16 protein-coding genes are annotated in these 19,240 nt (G+C 56.7%); 13 read left to right on the top strand and 3 right to left on the bottom strand.

The window, feature by feature from the left end:
- The first annotated feature begins 40 nt into the window (after positions 1-40).
- From CLM58_RS08690 to CLM58_RS08630, 13 genes are all read left to right on the top strand, one after another.
- The gene (locus CLM58_RS08690) at positions 41-1,408 is read left to right on the top strand and encodes a type II and III secretion system protein family protein (protein ID WP_095595532.1); all 1,368 of its coding nucleotides are present in this window, start codon (positions 41-43) and stop codon (positions 1,406-1,408) included.
- Positions 1,409-1,413: 5 nt separating this feature from the next.
- Positions 1,414-2,043 carry an OmpA family protein gene (locus CLM58_RS08685; protein ID WP_095595531.1) on the top strand — a complete coding sequence of 210 codons (630 nt, stop codon included), beginning with the start codon at positions 1,414-1,416 and terminating at the stop codon, positions 2,041-2,043.
- Between the two features lie 218 nt (positions 2,044-2,261).
- Positions 2,262-3,518 (top strand): AAA family ATPase, encoded by a 1,257-nt coding sequence (locus tag CLM58_RS08680; protein WP_095595619.1) that lies wholly within the window; start codon positions 2,262-2,264, stop codon positions 3,516-3,518.
- A 23-nt stretch (positions 3,519-3,541) separates the two neighbouring features.
- Positions 3,542-4,972 carry a CpaF family protein gene (locus CLM58_RS08675; protein ID WP_095595530.1) on the top strand — a complete coding sequence of 477 codons (1,431 nt, stop codon included), beginning with the start codon at positions 3,542-3,544 and terminating at the stop codon, positions 4,970-4,972.
- 5 nt (positions 4,973-4,977) lie between these two features.
- Positions 4,978-5,946, top strand: a complete 969-nt coding sequence (locus CLM58_RS08670) for a type II secretion system F family protein (protein ID WP_095595529.1) — start codon at positions 4,978-4,980, stop codon at positions 5,944-5,946.
- An 8-nt stretch (positions 5,947-5,954) separates the two neighbouring features.
- Positions 5,955-6,929, top strand: coding sequence for a type II secretion system F family protein (locus tag CLM58_RS08665; RefSeq protein ID WP_095595528.1), 975 nt, complete (start codon positions 5,955-5,957; stop codon positions 6,927-6,929).
- 3 nt (positions 6,930-6,932) lie between these two features.
- Entirely contained in the window at positions 6,933-7,514 is a 582-nt protein-coding gene (locus tag CLM58_RS08660; RefSeq protein WP_095595527.1) for a tetratricopeptide repeat protein, read from the top strand.
- Positions 7,515-7,526: 12 nt separating this feature from the next.
- Entirely contained in the window at positions 7,527-8,384 is an 858-nt protein-coding gene (locus CLM58_RS08655; protein WP_095595526.1) for a tetratricopeptide repeat protein, read from the top strand.
- Positions 8,385-8,386: 2 nt separating this feature from the next.
- The gene (locus tag CLM58_RS08650; protein WP_095595618.1) at positions 8,387-8,872 is read left to right on the top strand and encodes a prepilin peptidase; all 486 of its coding nucleotides are present in this window, start codon (positions 8,387-8,389) and stop codon (positions 8,870-8,872) included.
- 79 nt (positions 8,873-8,951) lie between these two features.
- Positions 8,952-10,262 carry an ATPase gene (locus CLM58_RS08645; RefSeq protein ID WP_095595525.1) on the top strand — a complete coding sequence of 437 codons (1,311 nt, stop codon included), beginning with the start codon at positions 8,952-8,954 and terminating at the stop codon, positions 10,260-10,262.
- Positions 10,263-10,311: 49 nt separating this feature from the next.
- Complete coding sequence (locus CLM58_RS08640; RefSeq protein ID WP_095595524.1) at positions 10,312-12,714, top strand: ligase-associated DNA damage response DEXH box helicase; 2,403 nt, start codon at positions 10,312-10,314, stop codon at positions 12,712-12,714.
- A 39-nt stretch (positions 12,715-12,753) separates the two neighbouring features.
- A complete protein-coding gene (gene pdeM, locus CLM58_RS08635) occupies positions 12,754-13,404 on the top strand; it encodes a ligase-associated DNA damage response endonuclease PdeM (RefSeq protein ID WP_095595523.1) in 651 nt (216 codons plus the stop codon).
- A gap of 50 nt (positions 13,405-13,454) precedes the next feature.
- Positions 13,455-14,204, top strand: a complete 750-nt coding sequence (locus CLM58_RS08630) for a lysophospholipid acyltransferase family protein (protein ID WP_095595522.1) — start codon at positions 13,455-13,457, stop codon at positions 14,202-14,204.
- Between the two features lie 2 nt (positions 14,205-14,206).
- Here the strand turns inward: CLM58_RS08630 and folD are convergent, their stop codons facing one another.
- The 3 genes from folD to ftsH form a co-directional block, all read right to left on the bottom strand.
- Positions 14,207-15,109: a bifunctional methylenetetrahydrofolate dehydrogenase/methenyltetrahydrofolate cyclohydrolase FolD gene (gene folD, locus CLM58_RS08625; protein ID WP_095595521.1), complete on the bottom strand. Its 903-nt coding sequence runs from the start codon at positions 15,107-15,109 to the stop codon at positions 14,207-14,209.
- A 235-nt stretch (positions 15,110-15,344) separates the two neighbouring features.
- Positions 15,345-17,021, bottom strand: coding sequence for a formate--tetrahydrofolate ligase (locus CLM58_RS08620; protein WP_095595520.1), 1,677 nt, complete (start codon positions 17,019-17,021; stop codon positions 15,345-15,347).
- Positions 17,022-17,249: 228 nt separating this feature from the next.
- Positions 17,250-19,166, bottom strand: coding sequence for an ATP-dependent zinc metalloprotease FtsH (gene ftsH / locus CLM58_RS08615; RefSeq protein ID WP_095595519.1), 1,917 nt, complete (start codon positions 19,164-19,166; stop codon positions 17,250-17,252).
- Between the last annotated feature and the right edge of the window lie 74 nt (positions 19,167-19,240).

Raw genomic sequence — 19,240 nt, 5'->3', positions numbered from 1 at the left:
CAGCCCCCGGAGAGAGGCGTGATCGGAAAGGCAGGATCACATGAAAATTAAGAATATCTTTAAGGCGGCCCTTCTAGGGTGTGCCGTACTATTCACCGTCCCCCAAACAGCAACCGCAGAAACTCTGCGGATTTTGTCTGAAGGGACAGCGAACAAACTGACCATCCCCATGAACCGGGCGGTGGTTGTAGAAAGCGAAAGCATCTTTGGAGAGCTCTCGATTGCCAATGCGGCAATCGCGGATATCTCGACGCTTTCGGACCGGACAATCTATGTTCTTGGCAAGGCGCCGGGTCGCACGACCCTGACCCTGCTTGGGCCTGAAGGTAACCTGATCTCGAATGTAGAGATCCAGGTCATTCCGGATTTGAGCGAACTGAAAGAACGTCTGCGTGAAGTTCTTCCGGGTGAACCAGTTCAGGTTCGGTCGGCAAATGACGGTATCATTCTGTCGGGGATTGTGTCCTCGTCTGGAACAATCGCTCGTGCGATCGAACTGGCGTCACGCTATGCGCCAGGCCGCGTGACCAACCTGATGTACGTTGGCGGAAGCCAGCAGGTCATGCTGAAAGTACGTTTCGCTGAGATGGAAAAGGAAGTTACGAAGGCGCTGTCTTCAAGCCTGAACATCTCGGACTCTGATGGCAACGTCATTGGCGTAAACGGTGGCACTACCGGTGCAGTTTCTGGTTCTGGTGCTCTTGGGACCGCCAACCTGGCTAATTCAACCGGTGTCTTTAACTTCGGCTTCGATCTTGGGTCCGTTGAATTCAACGTCCTTCTGGAAGCGCTTGAAGAAAAAGACTTCATTCGCAGCCTTGCAGAGCCGAACCTTATTGCCCTGTCCGGGCAGGAAGCCGAATTCCTTGCGGGTGGTGAGGTTCCGATTCAAGTCAGAACCGATGGCGAAAACAACATTGAGTTCAAGAAATACGGTATCCTTCTGAACTTCACGCCAAACGTGGTCGGAAAGAACATCAACCTGAAGCTTACTGCCGAAGTGAGCGAGCCTACGATTGAAGGCGCCTTCACCGTTCGCCGCTCTACAACCACGGTTGAGCTTCATGATGGTGAGAGCTTTGCGATTGCCGGCCTGCTGGCGGATGACTTCGAGGCTGACAAGTCGCAAGTTCCTTGGCTTGGCGATGTACCTATCCTTGGTTCGCTGTTCCGTAGCGCCAGCTATCAGCGCAGACAGTCGGAACTTGTGGTTCTGATTACTGCCCACTTGGTGTCGCCAACACGCGGAGAGTTTCTTGCCCTTCCGACCGATGGCGTTTTGCCCCCGTCAGAATATGAGCTTTTCATCAATGGCAAGCTCTCGTCTGATCCCGGTGCAACAAGCCCTGCCGTCAGCGAAGTCGCTCGACAAGACTTCAGCGGCTCCTATGGCTACGTGATGGAGTAATAGACATGCGTAAAGGACTTATTCTCATCGCCGCAGCGGCAACACTGGGCCTTAGCGCCTGTTCACCACAAGATCTACTGGTGGAAGCCGGTGGAAGCCTTGATAAGGGCGATTTCGGAAACTCCACACTGAACAACACACTTGTTCATACCGGAGAACTGGACGCGGCCATCAACCTGACCCGCAAATTTGCAGCGGAAGCGCCGAATACGATCAATTTCGAGTTCGACAAATCCAACCTTGATGCGGAAGCGCGCAGCGCACTGGTTCAACAAGCCGCTTGGATCAAGCAGTATCCATACGTGAAGTTCCGCGTCTATGGTCACACGGATCTTGTAGGTTCCTCCGCATACAACCAGTCGTTGGGATTGCGGCGCGCACGTGCTGCGGTGAACTTCCTGGTCAGCCAGGGTATCAGCCGCTCACGTCTTGAAGCCGTCGCTTCGTTCGGTGAGACCCGCCCGCTGGTCATGACAGAGGCCCGCGAGCGTCGCAACCGCCGCACCGTGACTGAGGTGTCTGGCTTCCTGAAAGGGCGCCCGCAGATCCTAGACGGCAAATATGCAGCCAGAATCTACAACACCTACGTGGGCAGCTCGGCAGAAGCAGCCCCAGGCGCCACTGGCGGACAATAAAAACTTTTAAGAACCCCGCCTTAATTGAGGCGGGGTTCTTTCCTTTTCTCCAAACAATTTTTACAATTTAGGCCGTAATGTCGCCAATTTTGCCTTACAATCTTACGATTGAATGACTTCAGGTGCGTACGAGTCGCGTTGGGATGTTTTCGGCCCGACAAACACAAGGCGGGGGCGACACACAACGGAGCCAAACCACCGTAAAGGAACACAAAATAATGTCGAGCAACGCCGCGTCGGAAACTGAACCAGCCGCAATTACAGCATGCACGGTTGCCCGCGATGTGCAGCATTTCGATCTTTTGATCGAAGATATGGAAAACGAGCTGGGTGAAAATTGGGGCGATCTGACCTTCGAAGACGCCGAGGTCTTTTTGTCGCAGCCCGAAGCCAACCAGCTTGAATTCATCGCCATCGCTGTAGACGAACAGGACGAACCCAATCTTCCCGCGATTGGTCAACTTACTAAAACCGCTCGGTCAAAGGGCATTCGCGTCATCCTGATCGCGGAAGAGGTTAGCCCTGTCGCGCTAAACCAACTGCTGCGCCTTGGCGCCGATGACTTCGTGCCCTACCCGCTTCCCGACGGCGCATTGGGTCAAGCGATCGAGCGTTTGCGCGCTGCTATCGCAGCGGAAGAAGCAGCCCCGAAAATGCCCCTTACTCTGGATAATGACCCCGAGAAGCCCGTTGGCGACCGCGACGGCGTCGTCTTTGCGGTTCAAGGTGTCGCGGGCGGTGTTGGCGCTTCTACATTTGCGGTAAACCTTGCATGGGAGCTCGCAACCGTTCTGAAAAAGGACGGCCCGAAGGTTTGTCTGCTTGATTTTGATTTCCAGTATGGGTCGGCGTCCACATACCTTGATCTTCCACGCCGCGAAGTTGTTCACGACATGCTGTCGGACGTCGCAGGCATGGACACGGATGTTTTCCAGCAAGCGCTTTTGCCTTTCAACGACCAGCTTTTTGTCCTGACGTCACCGTCAGACATTATGCCACTGGACTATGTGTCCCCCGATGACATCCATAAAATTCTTACCATCGCGCGGGCAAACTTTGACTTCGTGGTCATCGACATGCCCACCACGCTGGTGCAGTGGACCGAGACGGTTCTGACAGACGCGACGCTTTATTTCACCTTGATCGAGCTTGATATGCGCGCCGCGCAGAACACCCTGCGCCTTACACGTATGCTTAAATCAGAAGACCTTCCGTTCGAAAAGCTGCGCTTTGCGCTTAACAGGGCGCCAAAGTTCTCTGACTTCAGCGGCAAAGCACGCGCCAAGCGCATGGCAGAAAGCCTTGATATTGATATAGAGTTGATGTTGCCTGATGGGGGGGAGCAGGTTGTTCAAACCGGTGATCATGGGCTTCCACTAGCGGAAAATGCCAAGAAGAACCCTCTCCGCAAAGAGATTCAGCGTCTGGCCGGATCCCTCTACTCTCTTTCGGTCGAAGAAGAGACAGGCAGATAGATTTTTAGAAAAGAGGTTTTCGAATGTTTTCTCGATATAAGAAACCAGAAGGTGGCGCGGCCGCGACGGCCCCAGAGGCACCGAAAACCGCACCGGTTGGTAACTCAAAACCGTCTGTCGCTGCACGTAAACCGTCCGTTCAGCCTGCTCAGGCAAAGGTGGCTGACAAAGACCGTAAGCGTAAGGAACGCCTTGGCGACATCAAACTGGAGCTTCACAAAGAGCTTCTGGATAACCTGAACCTTTCGGCGCTGGAACACGCGACGGAATCGGACCTGCGCGCGGAAATCCAAGCGATTGTTGCGGAAAACCTTGAAGGGATGAATGTCGTCCTGAACAAGGAAGAGCGTCAGACGCTGAACAAGGAATTGTTCGACGAAGTTATGGGTCTTGGCCCGCTTGAGACTTTGCTGCAAGACGAAAGCGTCAACGATATTCTGGTCAACGGTCCGCAGCAGATCTTTGTGGAACGGTTTGGTCGCCTAGAGCTGACCGACATCACCTTCAAAGACGAGCGGCACCTTCTTCGCATCATCGACAAGATCGTTTCGGCCGTGGGTCGTCGTGTTGATGAATCAAACCCTTACGTCGACGCCCGTCTTGCCGATGGGTCGCGTTTCAACGCGATGGTTCCACCGATTGCGGTTGATGGATCCCTTGTCTCGATCCGTAAGTTTAAAAAGGACAAGCTGGGCATCGACGATTTGGTCAAGTTCGGCGCCTTTACCGAAGAAATGGCTGCCTATTTGCAGGCCGCGGTGGCCTGCCGCCTGAACGTCATCGTTTCTGGCGGTACGGGTTCGGGTAAAACGACCACGCTGAACGCCTTGTCCAGCTTCATCGACAATGCCGAACGTATCCTGACCATCGAGGATACTGCGGAACTTCAGCTGCAACAGACCCACGTAGGTCGGATGGAAAGCCGACCGGCCAACGTTGAAGGCCGCGGTGCGGTCACGCAGCGCGACTGTCTGCGAAATGCCCTTAGGATGCGTCCTGACCGCATCATCGTGGGTGAGACGCGTGGCGAAGAAGTTATTGATATGCTTCAAGCGATGAACACCGGCCACGACGGATCCATGACCACGATCCACGCAAACTCTGCGCGCGACAGTGTCTCGCGACTTGAGAATATGATCTCGATGGCCGGGATCGAAATGCCGCTGAAGGCTGTTCGCAGCCAGATTGCAAGCGCGGTTAACCTGATCGTGCAGGCCAGCCGTCTGCAAGACGGTTCACGTCGTATGGTTTCGGTCACGGAAATCACGGGTATGGAAGGCGATGTCATCTCAATGCAAGAGGTGTTCCGCTATGAACGTCTGGGTGTTCAACCCGACGGCAAGATCATCGGACGCTTTAACGCAACAGGCATCCGGTCCAAATATTCAGATCGCTTCAAACAGTGGGGTTATGACCTTCCCGCATCTATCTTTGAGCCGATCACAACGGAGTAAACACCATGCAAATCAGTATGGAACCCATCATCTATGGCCTGATCTTTCTAGGGGTCCTGGCCTTGGTTCAGGGTCTCTACCTGACGGTCTTTGGGCGAGCGATCAGCCTGAACAACCGCCTGAATCGGCGGATGACCATGCTGGAAAAAGGCAGCGAACGGCAGGAAGTTCTGGAGCAACTGCGCAAAGAGATGCGCCAGCACCTGGATGCGAAGGGTATCCCTCTGTACTCGCTGCTCGCCGACAAGGCCCAGAAAGCAAATATCGCTTTCTCCCCTAAGGCATTGATTCTGATTATGCTTTTACTGACAGTCGTGTCATTTGCAGCGCTGACACTGCTGACGCAGGCAACATTGCCCGTCCGCATCGGCACCTCACTTCTGATGGGTGTTGGCGCGGTTTATGTTTGGATTTCTCGCACAGCCAAGAAACGCCTCGGCCTGATTGAAGAGCAGCTTCCTGATGCCGTAGACCTGATGGTGCGCAGCCTGCGTGTGGGGCACCCTTTTGCCTCGGCTGTGAATATCGTTGCGACTGAAATTCCCGACCCTCTGGGATCAGAGTTCGGCGTAATTGCTGACGAAAGCTCATATGGCGGTAATATCTCGGACAGCCTGAAGGATTTGGCAGAGCGCGTCGACATGCAGGACATGCGCTTTTTGGCAGTTGCGGTGACTATCCAGCAGCAATCTGGCGGTAACCTTGCAGAAATTCTTGAGGGGCTTAGCCGCGTGATCCGCGCTCGGTTCCGACTGTTCCGCCGCGTTCGCGCCATTACGGCCGAAGCGAAATGGTCAGGTGTATTCCTTTCCATCTTCCCTCTTCTTGCCATCCTGATGATCAACGTCCTCAAGCCAGACTATTACGATCGGGTAAAGGAAACGTCCGCGTTCATCCCTGCCGCAATCGCAGTCGGCGTTTTTCTGATCGTGAATGTGATTTTCATGCGCATGATGGTTAACATTAAGGTCTGAGGTCAGTCATGGAACTGCTACAAAAAGCAAACGCATTTCTCGTTGAAAACCTTGGCGAATTCGGCCCGCTTTACGCCATTGGCGGGCTGGGCCTGCTGCTGATCATCTTCACGCTGCCTGCCCTGATCCGGAAACGCATCGATCCACTGGACAAGCTGAAGAAGTCGCAAATCGAATCCAGCACAAGCGAGATCAGCGGGAAACGCCTGCGCAGCCAGAGCAAACTGGACAAATACGCAGAGTTTCTAGAGCCCAAAAGCGCGGAAGAGCTTGGCGAAACACGCATGCGTATGATGCGTGCGGGTTATCGCACGAAGAACGCGGTGCAGATGTACCACTTCACCCAGCTCATCCTTGGTCTTGGCCTGATGGCAGTAGGTCTTGCGGTCGTTATCTTCAAAAGTTCGACCGGTGGTCTTTCAGTCCCAGGGATGGCGATGTGGATCATCCTGCCTGGTCTCGCCGGATACTACTTCCCCGTTTACTGGGTAGAGCGTCGGATTCAGACGCGTCAGGAAGAGATCGTCAACGGTTTCCCCGACAGTCTGGACATGATGCTGGTCTGTGTTGAGGCTGGTCAGTCTCTGGACCAGTCAATCCTTCGCGTCGCGAAAGAGGTCCGCGCTGGCTATCCCGCTCTTGCTGAGGAATACGATATCGTTTCGCAAGAGGTGAAAGCTGGTAAGGACCGGGTCACCGTTCTGAAAGACATGGGCGAACGTTGCGGCGTTCCTGACGTTGCCTCTTTTGTGACCGTGCTGGTACAGTCAGCAACCTTTGGTACCTCGATCTCTGAAGCCTTGCGTGTCTATGCGGACGAAATGCGTGACAAACGCGTCATGCGTGCGGAAGAGAAGGCCAACGTTCTACCCACCAAGCTGACCCTTGGCACTATGATGTTCACGGTTCCGCCGCTGCTTATCATCCTGATCGGCCCATCGATCTATGACATCTACATCACCCTGACGCGCGCAAAATTCTGACCCATGGCTCCTCGTTTCATCGTTCTTCTTGCCAGCTTGGCCTTACTGGCCAGCTGTCAGGCTAGGGGCCAACTGAACGAAGGGTTCGAAGGACCGCCTCCACCGCCCGGCACGCCGATTGTTCGCGAAGCTGTTGACGGGCTCATCGTCGGGCATCGCCTTATGGCGGCTGGCGAATACGAGCTTGCCCTCAGCGCCTATTATCGTGCGGGTTCTGAACAAGGGCTGACGATGGATGTACTTTCCGCCATTGGTTCGGCCAACCTGAAGCTGGGTCGCCTCTATCAGGCAGAGGACGTCCTGCGGCGGGCCGTTGCAGAAGATGACGCCTTTGCGCCGGCCTACAACAATCTGGGCGTTGTTCTGATGGAGTTGAACGAGCCCGGAGAGGCCAAGATTTTCTTCAAGACAGCCTTTGCAATTGATGGCGGTATCTCGCCCGAGATTCGTGAAAACCTCAACAGGGCTATCGCTTTGACAGAAAATCCCGCTTATGATGCCTCCAATAATAATGGATACGAATTGGTTCGGCGGGGCAAGGGGCGCTATCTGCTTCTCTCAACGCCACCCACCGAAGAGCAGTAAAGGACGCTGAAAATGCGCCGATCGTCGGTTCTAATGCTATGTCTGGCCAGCACGGTTCTTGTGTCGGCCTGTACCAAATCCGCCGAAGAGGACGTGGATCGCGCCGTACAGGATGTGATCAACTCTGACCGTAACGCCATCAATGAAATCATGATCCGGTCCGCCAACCCGAATGAGGCGGCAGCCTATTTCAAGCGTGAATTGGCGAAAGACCCTGACAATATCGACTTCAGACGCGGCTTGGCCGTGTCTCTGGTGCGTGGCGGTCGGTCAGTCGAAGGTATGTCGGCGTGGAAGAAGGTTGTAGAACACCCGCAATCGACCTCTGAGGATAAGGTGGAACTGGCCGATGCCAGCATCCGCGCAGGAGAGTGGAAGGCGGCCGAGGCTGCTTTGAACAGCACCCCCCCAACCCACGAGACATTCAAACGCTATCGGCTGGAAGCGATGATCGCCGACAGCAAGCAGGACTGGCCTCGTGCGGACAGCTATTACGAAACGGCGATCAGCCTGACCACCCGTCCAGCCAGCGTGCTGAACAACTGGGGTTACTCCAAGCTTAGCCGTGGGGATAACCAAGGCGCCGAGAAACTGTTTGCCGAAGCTCTGACCTATGATCAGGGCATGTTCACTGCAAAGAACAATCTGGTTCTGGCCCGTGCGAAGCAGCGCAAGTACCAGTTGCCCGTGATCCCCATGTCGCAGGTCGAAGAAGCGCAACTGCTGCATACGATGGCTCTTGCGGCGATCAAACAGGGGGACGTGGACACCGGACGCGGCCTGCTTCAAGAGGCGATTGAGGTTCACCCGCAGTATTTCGAACCTGCCGTTCGCGCGTTGGAATCCCTTGAGAAAGATGTGACGCTGTAATGATGACCCCTGCTGAAGCTGCACTGTGGTTCCTACCACTGGTTTTCCCGATTTGTCTGTGGGTTGCCTATAGCGACCTGAAGTACATGAAAATCCCGAACAAAGCGGTTCTGGCGCTTTTGGCCGTTTTCGCCGTTGTCGGTCCATTTGTGATGCCGCTTGAAGACTATGGCTGGCGGTGGGCTCTTGCGGGCGCGATTCTGGTCGTAGGGTTCCTTTTGAACCAGATTGACGCGATGGGCGCGGGTGACGCTAAATTCGCGGCAGCCATGGCCCCGTTCTTTGCCTGGTCTAATGTTATCGGGGCCTTCGGTGTGTTTTGCGCCTGCCTGATCGTTACCTTCGTGGCGCACCGACTTATCCGCCGTATGCAAGCGGTCCGGACCGCGCTACCAAACTGGGAATCCTTGTTCAGCAAGAAGTTTCCTATGGGTATCGCCTTGATGAGTACTCTTTTGATTCACCTCGTGAATACCGCAACAAAATAGATTTTGAGGCTGTTTTGTGCCGCATTATCGACATAGGGTAAGGCTAGTTTAAGCCAAATCCCAGTTTGTGAGGCTTTCTATGAACGTTGAAACACCGAACGTCGTTGCCCCGCCAGCACCTAAGCGATTGGAAGAAATGCAACTTCCGATCGTTATGATGCGCGACATCCTTTTGAAGACCATCTTCCGGAAAAACCTTGATCAGGTCTCCGACATTGCCCGCGCAATTTGCCTGCCGATCCCTGTTGCACAGGAACTGGTTGATCTGGCGCGCTCCCAAAAATTGGTCGAGGCAACCGGTACCCTGCACGCCAACTCTGGCGGCGAGATGGGATATCAGCTTACTGACAGCGGCCGCGCGCGTGCACTCGATGCCTTGTCTCAGTCCGAATACTACGGCGCCATGCCCGTGCCTTTGGAAACCTACCGCGAGCAGGTTAAACGCCAGTCGATCCGAAACATCCATGTCACACGCGAACAGCTGACCGGTGCCATGAGCCATCTGGTTCTTCCGGACGAACTTCTGTCGCATCTCGGCCCGGCGGTTTCCGCGGGCCGCTCGATCCTGATGTACGGCCCTCCGGGTAACGGTAAATCCTCGATCTCGAACGGTATCCGCGACGCGCTTGGCGACAAGATCTATGTTCCACGCGCCATTGAATATGCCGGTCAGGTGATCACGGTTTATGACCCGATCATTCACAACAAAGCCGAAGAGATGGTCGACGACCCGACCTCGCTGCGCCGGACGTCGAACCGGTTCGACTCGCGCTATGTGCTGTGTGAGCGCCCGACAGTGATCACCGGTGGTGAATTGTCCCTGTCGATGCTGGACCTTGTTTATAACCCGACCGCGCGGACCTATCAGGCTCCGCTGCAATTGAAGGCCACCGGCGGCGTTTTCATCGTGGACGACCTTGGTCGCCAAACAGAACCGCCGCAGGCGCTGGTCAACCGCTGGATTGTTCCGCTGGAAGAAAACCGCGATATCTTGGCCCTGCAATCGGGTGAGAAATTCGAGGTGCCGTTTGACACGCTGGTCATCTTCTCGACCAACTTCCACCCGAACCAGATCTTCGATAACGCGGCCCTGCGTCGTATCTTCTTCAAGATCAAGATCGACGGCCCAAATCAGGAAGACTATCTGAAGATTTTCGCGCTGGTGTCGCGTGCTCGTGGCATGCCGCTGGACGAAGACACGCTGATCTATCTTCTGCGTGAGAAGTATCCGACGATCGACAATGTTTATTCGAACTATCAGCCGATCTTCCTGGTCGATCAGATGATTTCCATCTGCGAGTTCGAAGGCATCCCATATCAGATGAACCCCGACCTGATCGACCGGGCCTGGGAAAACATGTTCGTCAAGGACGAGGCGATCGCCCACTAAGCGTCGCGGGGCATTTGCCCCGCCGCCTTTTGCGCCTAAGACTAGACGCATGAGCGCCCTGCCCCCCAAGTTTCAAGACTGGTTTGACCAGCGTGGATGGTCCATCCATCCACACCAGTCAGACATGCTTGAACGGTCTCTTAGCCCGTGCCAGTTGCTGATTGCTCCGACCGGGGGCGGCAAAACGCTGGCTGGGTTCCTCCCAACTTTGGTTGAGCTGGCAGACGCCCCAAGCGATGGGCTGCACACGATCTATATCTCGCCGCTAAAGGCGTTGGCTGCTGATATCAGGCGCAACCTGCGCACCCCCGTCGAAGAGATCGGCCTTCCCATTCGGATCGAAGACAGGACGGGTGACACCCCCTACACGCAACGCAAGCGTCAGCGCGCAGACCCGCCGCACATTCTTTTGACGACACCTGAAAGTCTGGCCCTGCTTCTGTCCTACCCCGACGCCCCACGCATTTTCGACGGGCTGCAGCGCGTTATCGTGGACGAAATCCATGCCCTCGCGGAAAGCAAACGCGGCGATCAGTTGATGCTGTCGCTGTCACGTCTGCAAGCACTCTGCCCGGGCCTGCGCCGTGTTGGCCTGTCTGCGACAGTTGAAGACCCACAGGCCATTGCCGGGTATCTTGCCCGCCAACCGGACCCATGTGAAATCCTGAATGCCGATCCCGGACCGGACCCGGACATCAGGATGCTGGAAACCCAGACCCCACCCCCTTGGGCGGGCGGTGGCGGTCGCTATGCGATCCCCGACGTTCTTGACCTTGTCCGTAAGCACAAGACCACGCTGATCTTCCACAACACCCGTGCGCAGGCAGAGATCTTCTTCCACCACCTGTGGCTGGCCAACGAAGAGGGTTTGCCGATTGGCATCCATCACGGGTCCTTGGCGAAAGAACAGCGCCTGAAGGTCGAAGCCGCGATGGCCGCCGGACAGTTGCGCGGCATTGTCTGTACGGGTTCACTAGATCTGGGGATCGACTGGGGCGACGTAGACCTAGTGATCCAAGTGGGCGCACCCAAGAACGTCAAACGGTTGGTTCAGCGGATCGGGCGCGCCAACCACCGCTACAACGCGCCGTCCAAGGCGATTCTAGTTCCTGCCAACCGGTTTGAGGTCATCGAATGCCAAGCCGCCCTGCAAGCCGTTCAGGCACGCGCGCTGGACGGTGATCCCCGGTCACCCGGTCCACGCGATGTCCTGTGCCAACACATTCTGGGGACAGCCGCAGCCGGGCCCTTTGACGCCGATACGCTTTACTCTCAGGTCACATCTTCGGGTGCCTATGCGGCGCTGTCGCGCCCGGACTTCGACGCCTGCCTCGACTTCGCAGCAACCGGTGGATACGCCCTGCGCGCCTATGACCGCTACCAACGACTGGTCCAACGCGACGGGCAATGGCAGTTGCGAGATCCGCGAGCAGCTGCGCAAATCCGAATGAACCTTGGAACCATTGTTGACACCGACAAGCTGAAGGTACGACTGAAACACAGCCGCGGTGGCCAACCTCTGGGCGAGGTGGAAGAGGCTTTCGCTGCCTCGCTGACACCGGGGGATACCTTCCTGATCGGCGGGCAGATCGTCCGCTATGAGGGCCTGCGCGAAATGACCGTTGAGGTCACCCGCCGCGCAGACCGGGAACCGCGTGTCGCCGTCTTTTCGGGCACCAAGTTCGCGACCTCGACCCAGCTAAGCGCGCGCATTCTTGAGATGCTGAACCAACCCGACTGGCCCACCCTGCCCGGCCACACGGCAGATTGGCTGCTCTTGCAACGAGAGATCTCTCAGATGCCGCGAGGCGACCGCCTGCTGGTCGAGACCTTCCCTCTGCAAGACCGCCACTATACCTGCGTCTACGGCTTTGCGGGCAAGAACGCACAGCAGACCCTTGGGCTGCTTCTGACCGCCCGGATGGAGCGCGAGGGTCTGCACCCGCTTGGCTTTGTGGCGACCGATTACGCCACCCTGATCTGGGGGTTGGACCCTGTGACCGACCCAACCATGTTGCTGCGCGGGCACGACCTGCGCGACGGGTTCGAGACATGGCTGAACGGCAACGCAGTGATGAAACGCACCTTCCGTACCTCTGCCCTGATCGCGGGGCTGATCGACCGAAACTCTCCGGGCAAACGCAAGTCGGGACGGCAGGCGACGTTTTCCTCTGATATCCTGTATGACACCCTGCTGAAATACGATCCTGATCACCTGATGATGCAGGTCACGCGCGAAGAGGCGCTGAAAGGGCTGGTCGATTTCGGCAGAATCGAAGAGCTGCTGGCCCGCGTTGAAGACCGCATTGATCATCGCGCCCTGAACCAAGTCTCTCCGCTTGCCGCCCCCCTTCTGCTAGAGGTCGGGCGCGTGCCCGTTCAGGGTGCCGGAACAGAGCGTTTGATGAAGGAAGAAGCAGAGGCGCTGATGGCCGAGGCTGGATTGCGATAAAGGCTTGATTTCGGGCCGACAACACCGCACCAAATAACTATGACCGGCCATCGTTTTACTTTCTCTGGCGCCCAGCTTTTTGCCTGCCCTTCGGGCGCGCTTTGGTGGCCCGATCAACAGCTTCTTTGCGTCTCTGACCTGCATTTCGGTAAAGCCGACCGCTATGCCCGCAAAAGCCGCGGTTTGCTGCCACCTTACGAAGTGCGAGAGACCCTGACGCGATTGGAAGAAGACATTCAAACCATGAATGCGCGGCAGGTGATTTGCCTTGGCGACAGCTGGGACGATCTTGAAGCCGCCGAACGCCTGCCGGATGATGAAAAGCTGTGGCTAACGCGGCTGATGGCAGGGCGCAATTGGATCTGGATCGAGGGCAACCACGACCCGGGCCCGATTGAACTGGCCGGAACGCACCGGTCTGAATTACAGGTCGGCCCCCTAACGTTTCGCCACATCGCCGAGGATGCCGCCGTCGGAGAGGTCTCTGGCCACTATCACCCCAAAGCCCGGCTGGCGAACCGATCGCAGCCGGTGTTTCTGGTCGATGACACACGCCTGATCCTGCCAGCTTATGGCACCTACACCGGGGGTCTCCGATCCACACATCCGGCACTGTCGTCGTTGATGGGCCCCGAGGCACTGGCGTTTGTCACCGGCAAAACCGTCCACCCCATTCCAATGCCGCGTTAGTCCATTTGCTCACGCCTTCGATTTGAACTAGGTCTGCAGAAGGAGATCAAATGCAGAAACTCGTTCAGACATGGCGCGGCAGTTATGCGTCAATCCGCTGGTTGGCCGGCGCGCCCTTGATGAACCTGCGCATGGCGCGGGCCACGGATCAGGCGCACGCACGAAAAATCTTGATCGACTATTCGTCACGCTTTCTGGAAACCTGCCGGGTCGGCGTTGATTTGTCGGGGCCAACGCCCAAAGCCGGACAAGGCTGCGTGGTTTGCTACAACGAAAGCTCTTTTATCGATCTGATGGCCTTCTGCAAAGAGATGTGGGACCACATTGACCGAGCTGCTGCCGCGGATCTTTACACCTGGTTTCCCTTCGCCCGGTCCGCCTTCCGCAGGCTGCCAATTGACTTTGTTGCCCGCGGCAATCGCGACGCGACAAATCGAACCATGGAAGGAATGGTTGACCTCGTGCGCAGTGGCGAACGGGTCGCCTGGGGCGGAGAGGGCCGCCTTTCAGGTCAGGACGGGGTACGGCGCTTTAAGGTCGGGGCCGGATTGATTGCAATGCGCGCCGAGGCCCCCATCGTACCGGTCGCCTTTTTTGGCGGGCACCACGTGATGCCACTGGCCAGCCTTCGCGCTCGGCCGGGGCAATTGTCAATTAGGTTTGGCGAACCGATCCAGACCGCAGGTATCCCTGAAACCGAAGCACGCGATCTTGCAGACCACGTCCAAAGCGTCGTCGCGGGTTTGTATGAAGCGGCAAGAGCCGAACGCGCAGAAAACCACGCGCAGGTTCAAACCTAATCTCAGGCGGTCAGGCCTTCCGGCTCTGGCAGGGCATTGGCGCGGCAACAGGCTGTCAGGGTGTTGGCCAGCAGGCAAGCGATGGTCATCGGACCCACACCGCCCGGAACAGGCGTGATGGCGCCTGCCACTTCGGCACAGCTGTCGAAATCACAATCGCCCACAAGCCGGGTCTTTCCCTCGCCCTTTTCGGGGGCCGGAATACGGTTGATGCCCACATCAATCACAGTCGCACCGGGCTTGACCCAGTCACCGGTAACCATCTGTGGACGCCCTACGGCAGCGACAAGAATGTCAGCCTGACGGCACACAGCCTCGATATCCTTGGTGCGTGAATGCGCGATGGTTACGGTGCAGCTGTCGCGCAGCAGCAGGTTGGCCATCGGTTTTCCCACGATATTCGAACGGCCCACGACAACCGCGTTCAGGCCAGAAAGCGAGCCATGATGATCGCGCAGCATCATCAGGCATCCAAGCGGAGTGCAGGGCACCATCGATTTCTGCCCTGTCCCCAGAAGACCCACGTTCGAGATATGAAACCCGTCGACATCCTTCGCGGGATCGATCGCATTGATCACAAGGTCCTCGTTCAGGTGATCGGGCAGCGGCAATTGCACCAGAATGCCATGAACGGCCGGATCGTTGTTCAACTTGTCGATCAGCGCCAGCAGATCTTCTTCCGAAGTGTCGTCGTCCAGTTTGTGTTCATAGCTGTTCATGCCGACCTCGACGGTCTGCTTGCCCTTGGAGCGGACATAGACCTGACTGGCGGGATCTTCACCGACCAGAACAACAGCAAGGCCGGGGGTGATATCATTCACCTCTTTCAAGCGCGCCACGTGGGTGGCGACTTTCTCGCGGACCGAGGCTGCAAAGGCTTTTCCGTCAATGATGGTTGCGCTCATGATCAATTCCTCTCGTCAGAAGGCCCAAGAATCCGCTTTCCGCCAGCGATAGACCACTCGATCAGAATGCGCCAGATTTGTTCGGTCAAATCTGGATCAAACCCTGCAACTTCTGCGTTGTTGCGCGCATTTGAAGCAACTTCTTCGGCACGACCCGATATCCACGATGACGTGTCGCGGCTTGCTTAGAAAGCGCCGCGACAACATTCAACCCAGCATGCTTCGTGAAGACGCCTTAGAACAGTCCCTCTGTCAGGCCATCGTCGGACAATCTGATGGTTTCAGAGGCCGGTCTTCTGGGCAGGCCCGGCATCGTCATGATTTGCCCGCAGATCACCACGACAAACCCTGCCCCCGCCGACAGGCGTACCTCTCGTATCGGGACAGAATGCCCTACGGGTGCCCCGCGCAAGTTGGGATCGGTCGAAAAACTATACTGCGTTTTGGCCATACAGATCGGCAAATTGCCATAACCGGCCTCTTCCCAGTCGCGCAGTTGGTCCCGGATCTTCTTGTCGGCCAAGACCTCATCCGCGCGGTAAATCCGTTTCGCGATGGTATCAATCTTGTCGAACAGGCGCATCTTGTCGGGATAAAGCGGCGCGAAGTTCGCAACATCCGCATCGGCGATCTCGGCCACGCGGGTCGCCAGTTCGACCGTCCCTTCCGATCCCTTGGCCCAGTGCTGGCACAGGATGGCCTCTGCCCCCATCGAGGCCACGTATTCACGAACTGCTTCGACTTCGGCATCTGTATCAGAGACAAAGTGGTTGATCGCAACGACTACGGGAACCCCAAAGGATTTGACGTTCTCGATATGGCGGCCAAGGTTCGGGCATCCGGCCTGAACTGCCTCAACGTTCTCTTCATTCAGGTCGGCACGTGCGACGCCGCCGTTCATCTTCATCGCTCGCACCGTGGCGACCACCACGACGGCAGAGGGCGAAAGACCCGCTTTACGACACTTGATGTTCAGAAACTTTTCGGCACCCAGATCGGCACCAAAACCCGCTTCGGTCACCACGTAATCCGCCAGTTTCAAAGCCGTGGTTGTTGCCGCGACCGAGTTACAGCCGTGGGCAATATTGGCGAAGGGGCCGCCGTGAACGAAAGCTGGGTTGTTCTCTAGCGTTTGAACCAGATTGGGCTGCATCGCGTCTTTCAGCAAAACGGTCATCGCGCCGTCCGCCTTCAGGTCGCGGCAATAAACCGGACTGCGATCACGGCGATAGGCGACAATCATATCCCCCAAGCGTGTCTCGAGATCTTTCAGGTCCTTCGCAAGGCAAAGGATCGCCATAACCTCGGACGCAACGGTAATGTCGAACCCAGTCTGGCGCGGGAACCCATTGGCTACACCACCAAGCGAGGTCACAGTGTCACGCAGGGCGCGATCATTCATGTCGAGAACGCGCCGCCATGTCACCCGGCGTTCGTCGATCTCCAGCTCATTGCCCCAGTAGATGTGGTTGTCGATCATCGCGGCCAGAAGGTTGTGCGCACTGGTAATCGCATGGAAATCGCCTGTGAAATGCAGGTTCATATCTTCCATAGGGACCACCTGCGCGTAGCCCCCCCCGGCAGCCCCGCCCTTCATCCCGAAATTCGGGCCCAAAGAAGCCTCGCGGATACAAATCGCAGCTTTCTTTCCAATGCGGTTCAAACCATCGCCAAGACCAACAGTGGTCGTGGTCTTGCCTTCGCCTGCCGGGGTCGGGTTGATGGCCGTGACAAGTATGAGCTTGCCGTCGTCCTTGCCATCCAATGACTTGATGAAGTCAGCGCTAACCTTGGCCTTGTCATGGCCGTAGGGCAGTAGATGCTCTGTCGGAATGCCAAGCTTTGCACCAATCTCCTGGATCGGTTTCTTGTTTGCTTCGCGTGCAATTTCGATGTCGGTTTTGAAACCCATTATGTCCTCCCCGCTTATGGGCCCCAAATGCCCCAGCCAGACAACACTGTTTCGAACCGAAGCAACGTGCAATCCAAAATCCGAAAGAACCTAAAGAAATCAACCAGACCGTAGACCGCCAAATGGAACCTTTGGGCCTAAGCAAAACCAAATGAAACAACGGGGTTTTGGAAATGAAAAACCCGAAACCATTTCTGGTTCCGGGTTTTAAATCAATTTCTGGACCTATTAAGCGGTCGGCTCTGGCTCCATCCCACCATCGGGTTTGGACCGCGGCTTGGTTTTGGGAATTGCCGTGACCGAAGGCGCGTTGCCGTCTTGCGGGTTGTCATCCTCGTCGTCACCTTTGTTCAGCGGCTCGCCTGCCATAACTTTGGTGATTTCGTTGCCGGTCAGGGTCTCATACTCCAGCAGGCCTTGGGCCAGACGCTCCAGATCATCCGCCTTCTCGGTCAGGATGCGCTTGGCTGTGGCATAGCCTTCGTCCACCAGCTCACGCACCTTGTCGTCGATGGTCTTCTGGGTGATGCCAGAATGGTTTGACCCGCTCTGGTAGTTGCCCAGATAAGACTGCTGCTCATTCGCGTAATCGACATAGCCCAGATCAGGGTCAAAGCCGAAGCGCGTTACCATCGCGCGTGCGATCCGGGTCACCTGTTGGATGTCCGATGCTGCACCAGAGGTCACGTTTTCAGGGCCAAAGATCAGTTCTTCCGCGACGCGTCCGCCCATCGCCATGGCGATCTTGGACTTGTACTTGGTGTAGCTGACCGACAGTTCGTCACGCTCCGGCAGAGAAAGTACCAGACCAAGCGCACGGCCGCGCGGAATGATCGTCGCCTTGTGGATCGGATCATGCTGCGGGACATTCAGACCGACAACGGCGTGGCCTGCCTCGTGGTAGGCGGTCAGCTTCTTCTCATCCTCGGTCATGACCATAGAGCGGCGTTCGCTGCCCATCATGACCTTGTCCTTGGCGTTTTCGAAATCTTCCATCGTGACGAAACGGCGGCCGACGCGTGCGGCCATCAACGCAGATTCGTTCACAAGGTTCGCAAGATCAGCGCCCGAGAAGCCCGGCGTGCCGCGTGCGATGATGCGCAGGTCAACATCGGGGCCCAAAGGCACCTTGCGGGCATGAACGCCCAGAATCTTTTCGCGGCCTTTGATATCGGGGTTCGGCACCTGAACCTGACGGTCGAAACGACCGGGACGCAGCAGCGCAGGGTCAAGAACGTCGGGACGGTTGGTCGCGGCGACGATGATGATGCCTTCGTTGGCTTCGAAACCGTCCATCTCGACCAGCAACTGGTTCAGGGTCTGTTCGCGTTCGTCGTTACCACCGCCATAGCCGGCACCACGCGAGCGGCCAACCGCGTCGATCTCGTCGATGAAGACGATACAAGGCGCGTTCTTCTTGGCCTGTTCGAACATGTCACGGACACGGCTTGCGCCCACGCCCACGAACATTTCGACAAAGTCGGAACCCGAGATGGTGAAGAACGGCACACCAGCCTCACCCGCAATGGCGCGGGCCAGAAGCGTTTTACCAGTACCCGGAGGGCCCACCAGAAGCGCGCCTTTGGGGATCTTACCGCCCAGACGGCTAAATTTCTGCGGGTTACGCAGGAATTCGACGATCTCTTCCAGCTCTTCCTTGGCTTCGTCGATGCCCGCGACATCGTCAAAAGTCACACGGCCATGCTTTTCAGTCAGCAGCTTTGCGCGCGACTTGCCAAAGCCCATCGCACCGCCACGGCCACCGCCCTGCATGCGGTTCATCAGGAAGATCCAGATACCGATCAGGATGATGAAGGGAAGCAGCGTGCCCAGATAGGCCAACAGCCCGCTTTGTTCCTGCGGCTCTGCTTTGACCTGCACACCTTTTTCAAGAAGCAGGTCGGTCAGATCAACTTGGCGCGGAATGATTGCTGTGGCGACAGAGCCGTCGGATCCGACGACCATCGCGTTTTCGCCATCAAGCGTTACGGCGGACACTTCGCCTGCCTCTACGCGCTCTACCAGTTCAGAATACGTGATCTCGCGTCCAGAATTGGTCTGCGGATCGCCACTGAAAATGTTGAACAGTGCGAGGATCAATACGAACAATACGACCCAGAATGCGATATTTCGCGCGTTGCCCACTGTACACTCCTTAAGAATTAGCTCCGGCCCCGTCGACGGGGCCTCCTATTAAAATAGAGGAACCTGCCCGAGGT

Source organism: Actibacterium pelagium, assembly GCF_002285415.1.
GTDB classification, from domain to species: Bacteria; Pseudomonadota; Alphaproteobacteria; order Rhodobacterales; family Rhodobacteraceae; genus Actibacterium_B; species Actibacterium_B pelagium.
Note: the sequence above shows the minus strand (reverse complement) of the source record. Positions and strands in the feature narration are given on the sequence as shown.

Coding starts and splice junctions, on each gene's coding strand:
- CLM58_RS08690 (WP_095595532.1), top strand. CDS start 41: ATGAAAATTAAGAATATCTTTAAGGCGGCCCTTCTAGGGTGTGCCGTA.
- CLM58_RS08685 (WP_095595531.1), top strand. CDS start 1,414: ATGCGTAAAGGACTTATTCTCATCGCCGCAGCGGCAACACTGGGCCTT.
- CLM58_RS08680 (WP_095595619.1), top strand. CDS start 2,262: ATGTCGAGCAACGCCGCGTCGGAAACTGAACCAGCCGCAATTACAGCA.
- CLM58_RS08675 (WP_095595530.1), top strand. CDS start 3,542: ATGTTTTCTCGATATAAGAAACCAGAAGGTGGCGCGGCCGCGACGGCC.
- CLM58_RS08670 (WP_095595529.1), top strand. CDS start 4,978: ATGCAAATCAGTATGGAACCCATCATCTATGGCCTGATCTTTCTAGGG.
- CLM58_RS08665 (WP_095595528.1), top strand. CDS start 5,955: ATGGAACTGCTACAAAAAGCAAACGCATTTCTCGTTGAAAACCTTGGC.
- CLM58_RS08660 (WP_095595527.1), top strand. CDS start 6,933: ATGGCTCCTCGTTTCATCGTTCTTCTTGCCAGCTTGGCCTTACTGGCC.
- CLM58_RS08655 (WP_095595526.1), top strand. CDS start 7,527: ATGCGCCGATCGTCGGTTCTAATGCTATGTCTGGCCAGCACGGTTCTT.
- CLM58_RS08650 (WP_095595618.1), top strand. CDS start 8,387: ATGACCCCTGCTGAAGCTGCACTGTGGTTCCTACCACTGGTTTTCCCG.
- CLM58_RS08645 (WP_095595525.1), top strand. CDS start 8,952: ATGAACGTTGAAACACCGAACGTCGTTGCCCCGCCAGCACCTAAGCGA.
- CLM58_RS08640 (WP_095595524.1), top strand. CDS start 10,312: ATGAGCGCCCTGCCCCCCAAGTTTCAAGACTGGTTTGACCAGCGTGGA.
- pdeM (WP_095595523.1), top strand. CDS start 12,754: ATGACCGGCCATCGTTTTACTTTCTCTGGCGCCCAGCTTTTTGCCTGC.
- CLM58_RS08630 (WP_095595522.1), top strand. CDS start 13,455: ATGCAGAAACTCGTTCAGACATGGCGCGGCAGTTATGCGTCAATCCGC.
- folD (WP_095595521.1), bottom strand. CDS start 15,109: ATGAGCGCAACCATCATTGACGGAAAAGCCTTTGCAGCCTCGGTCCGC.
- CLM58_RS08620 (WP_095595520.1), bottom strand. CDS start 17,021: ATGGGTTTCAAAACCGACATCGAAATTGCACGCGAAGCAAACAAGAAA.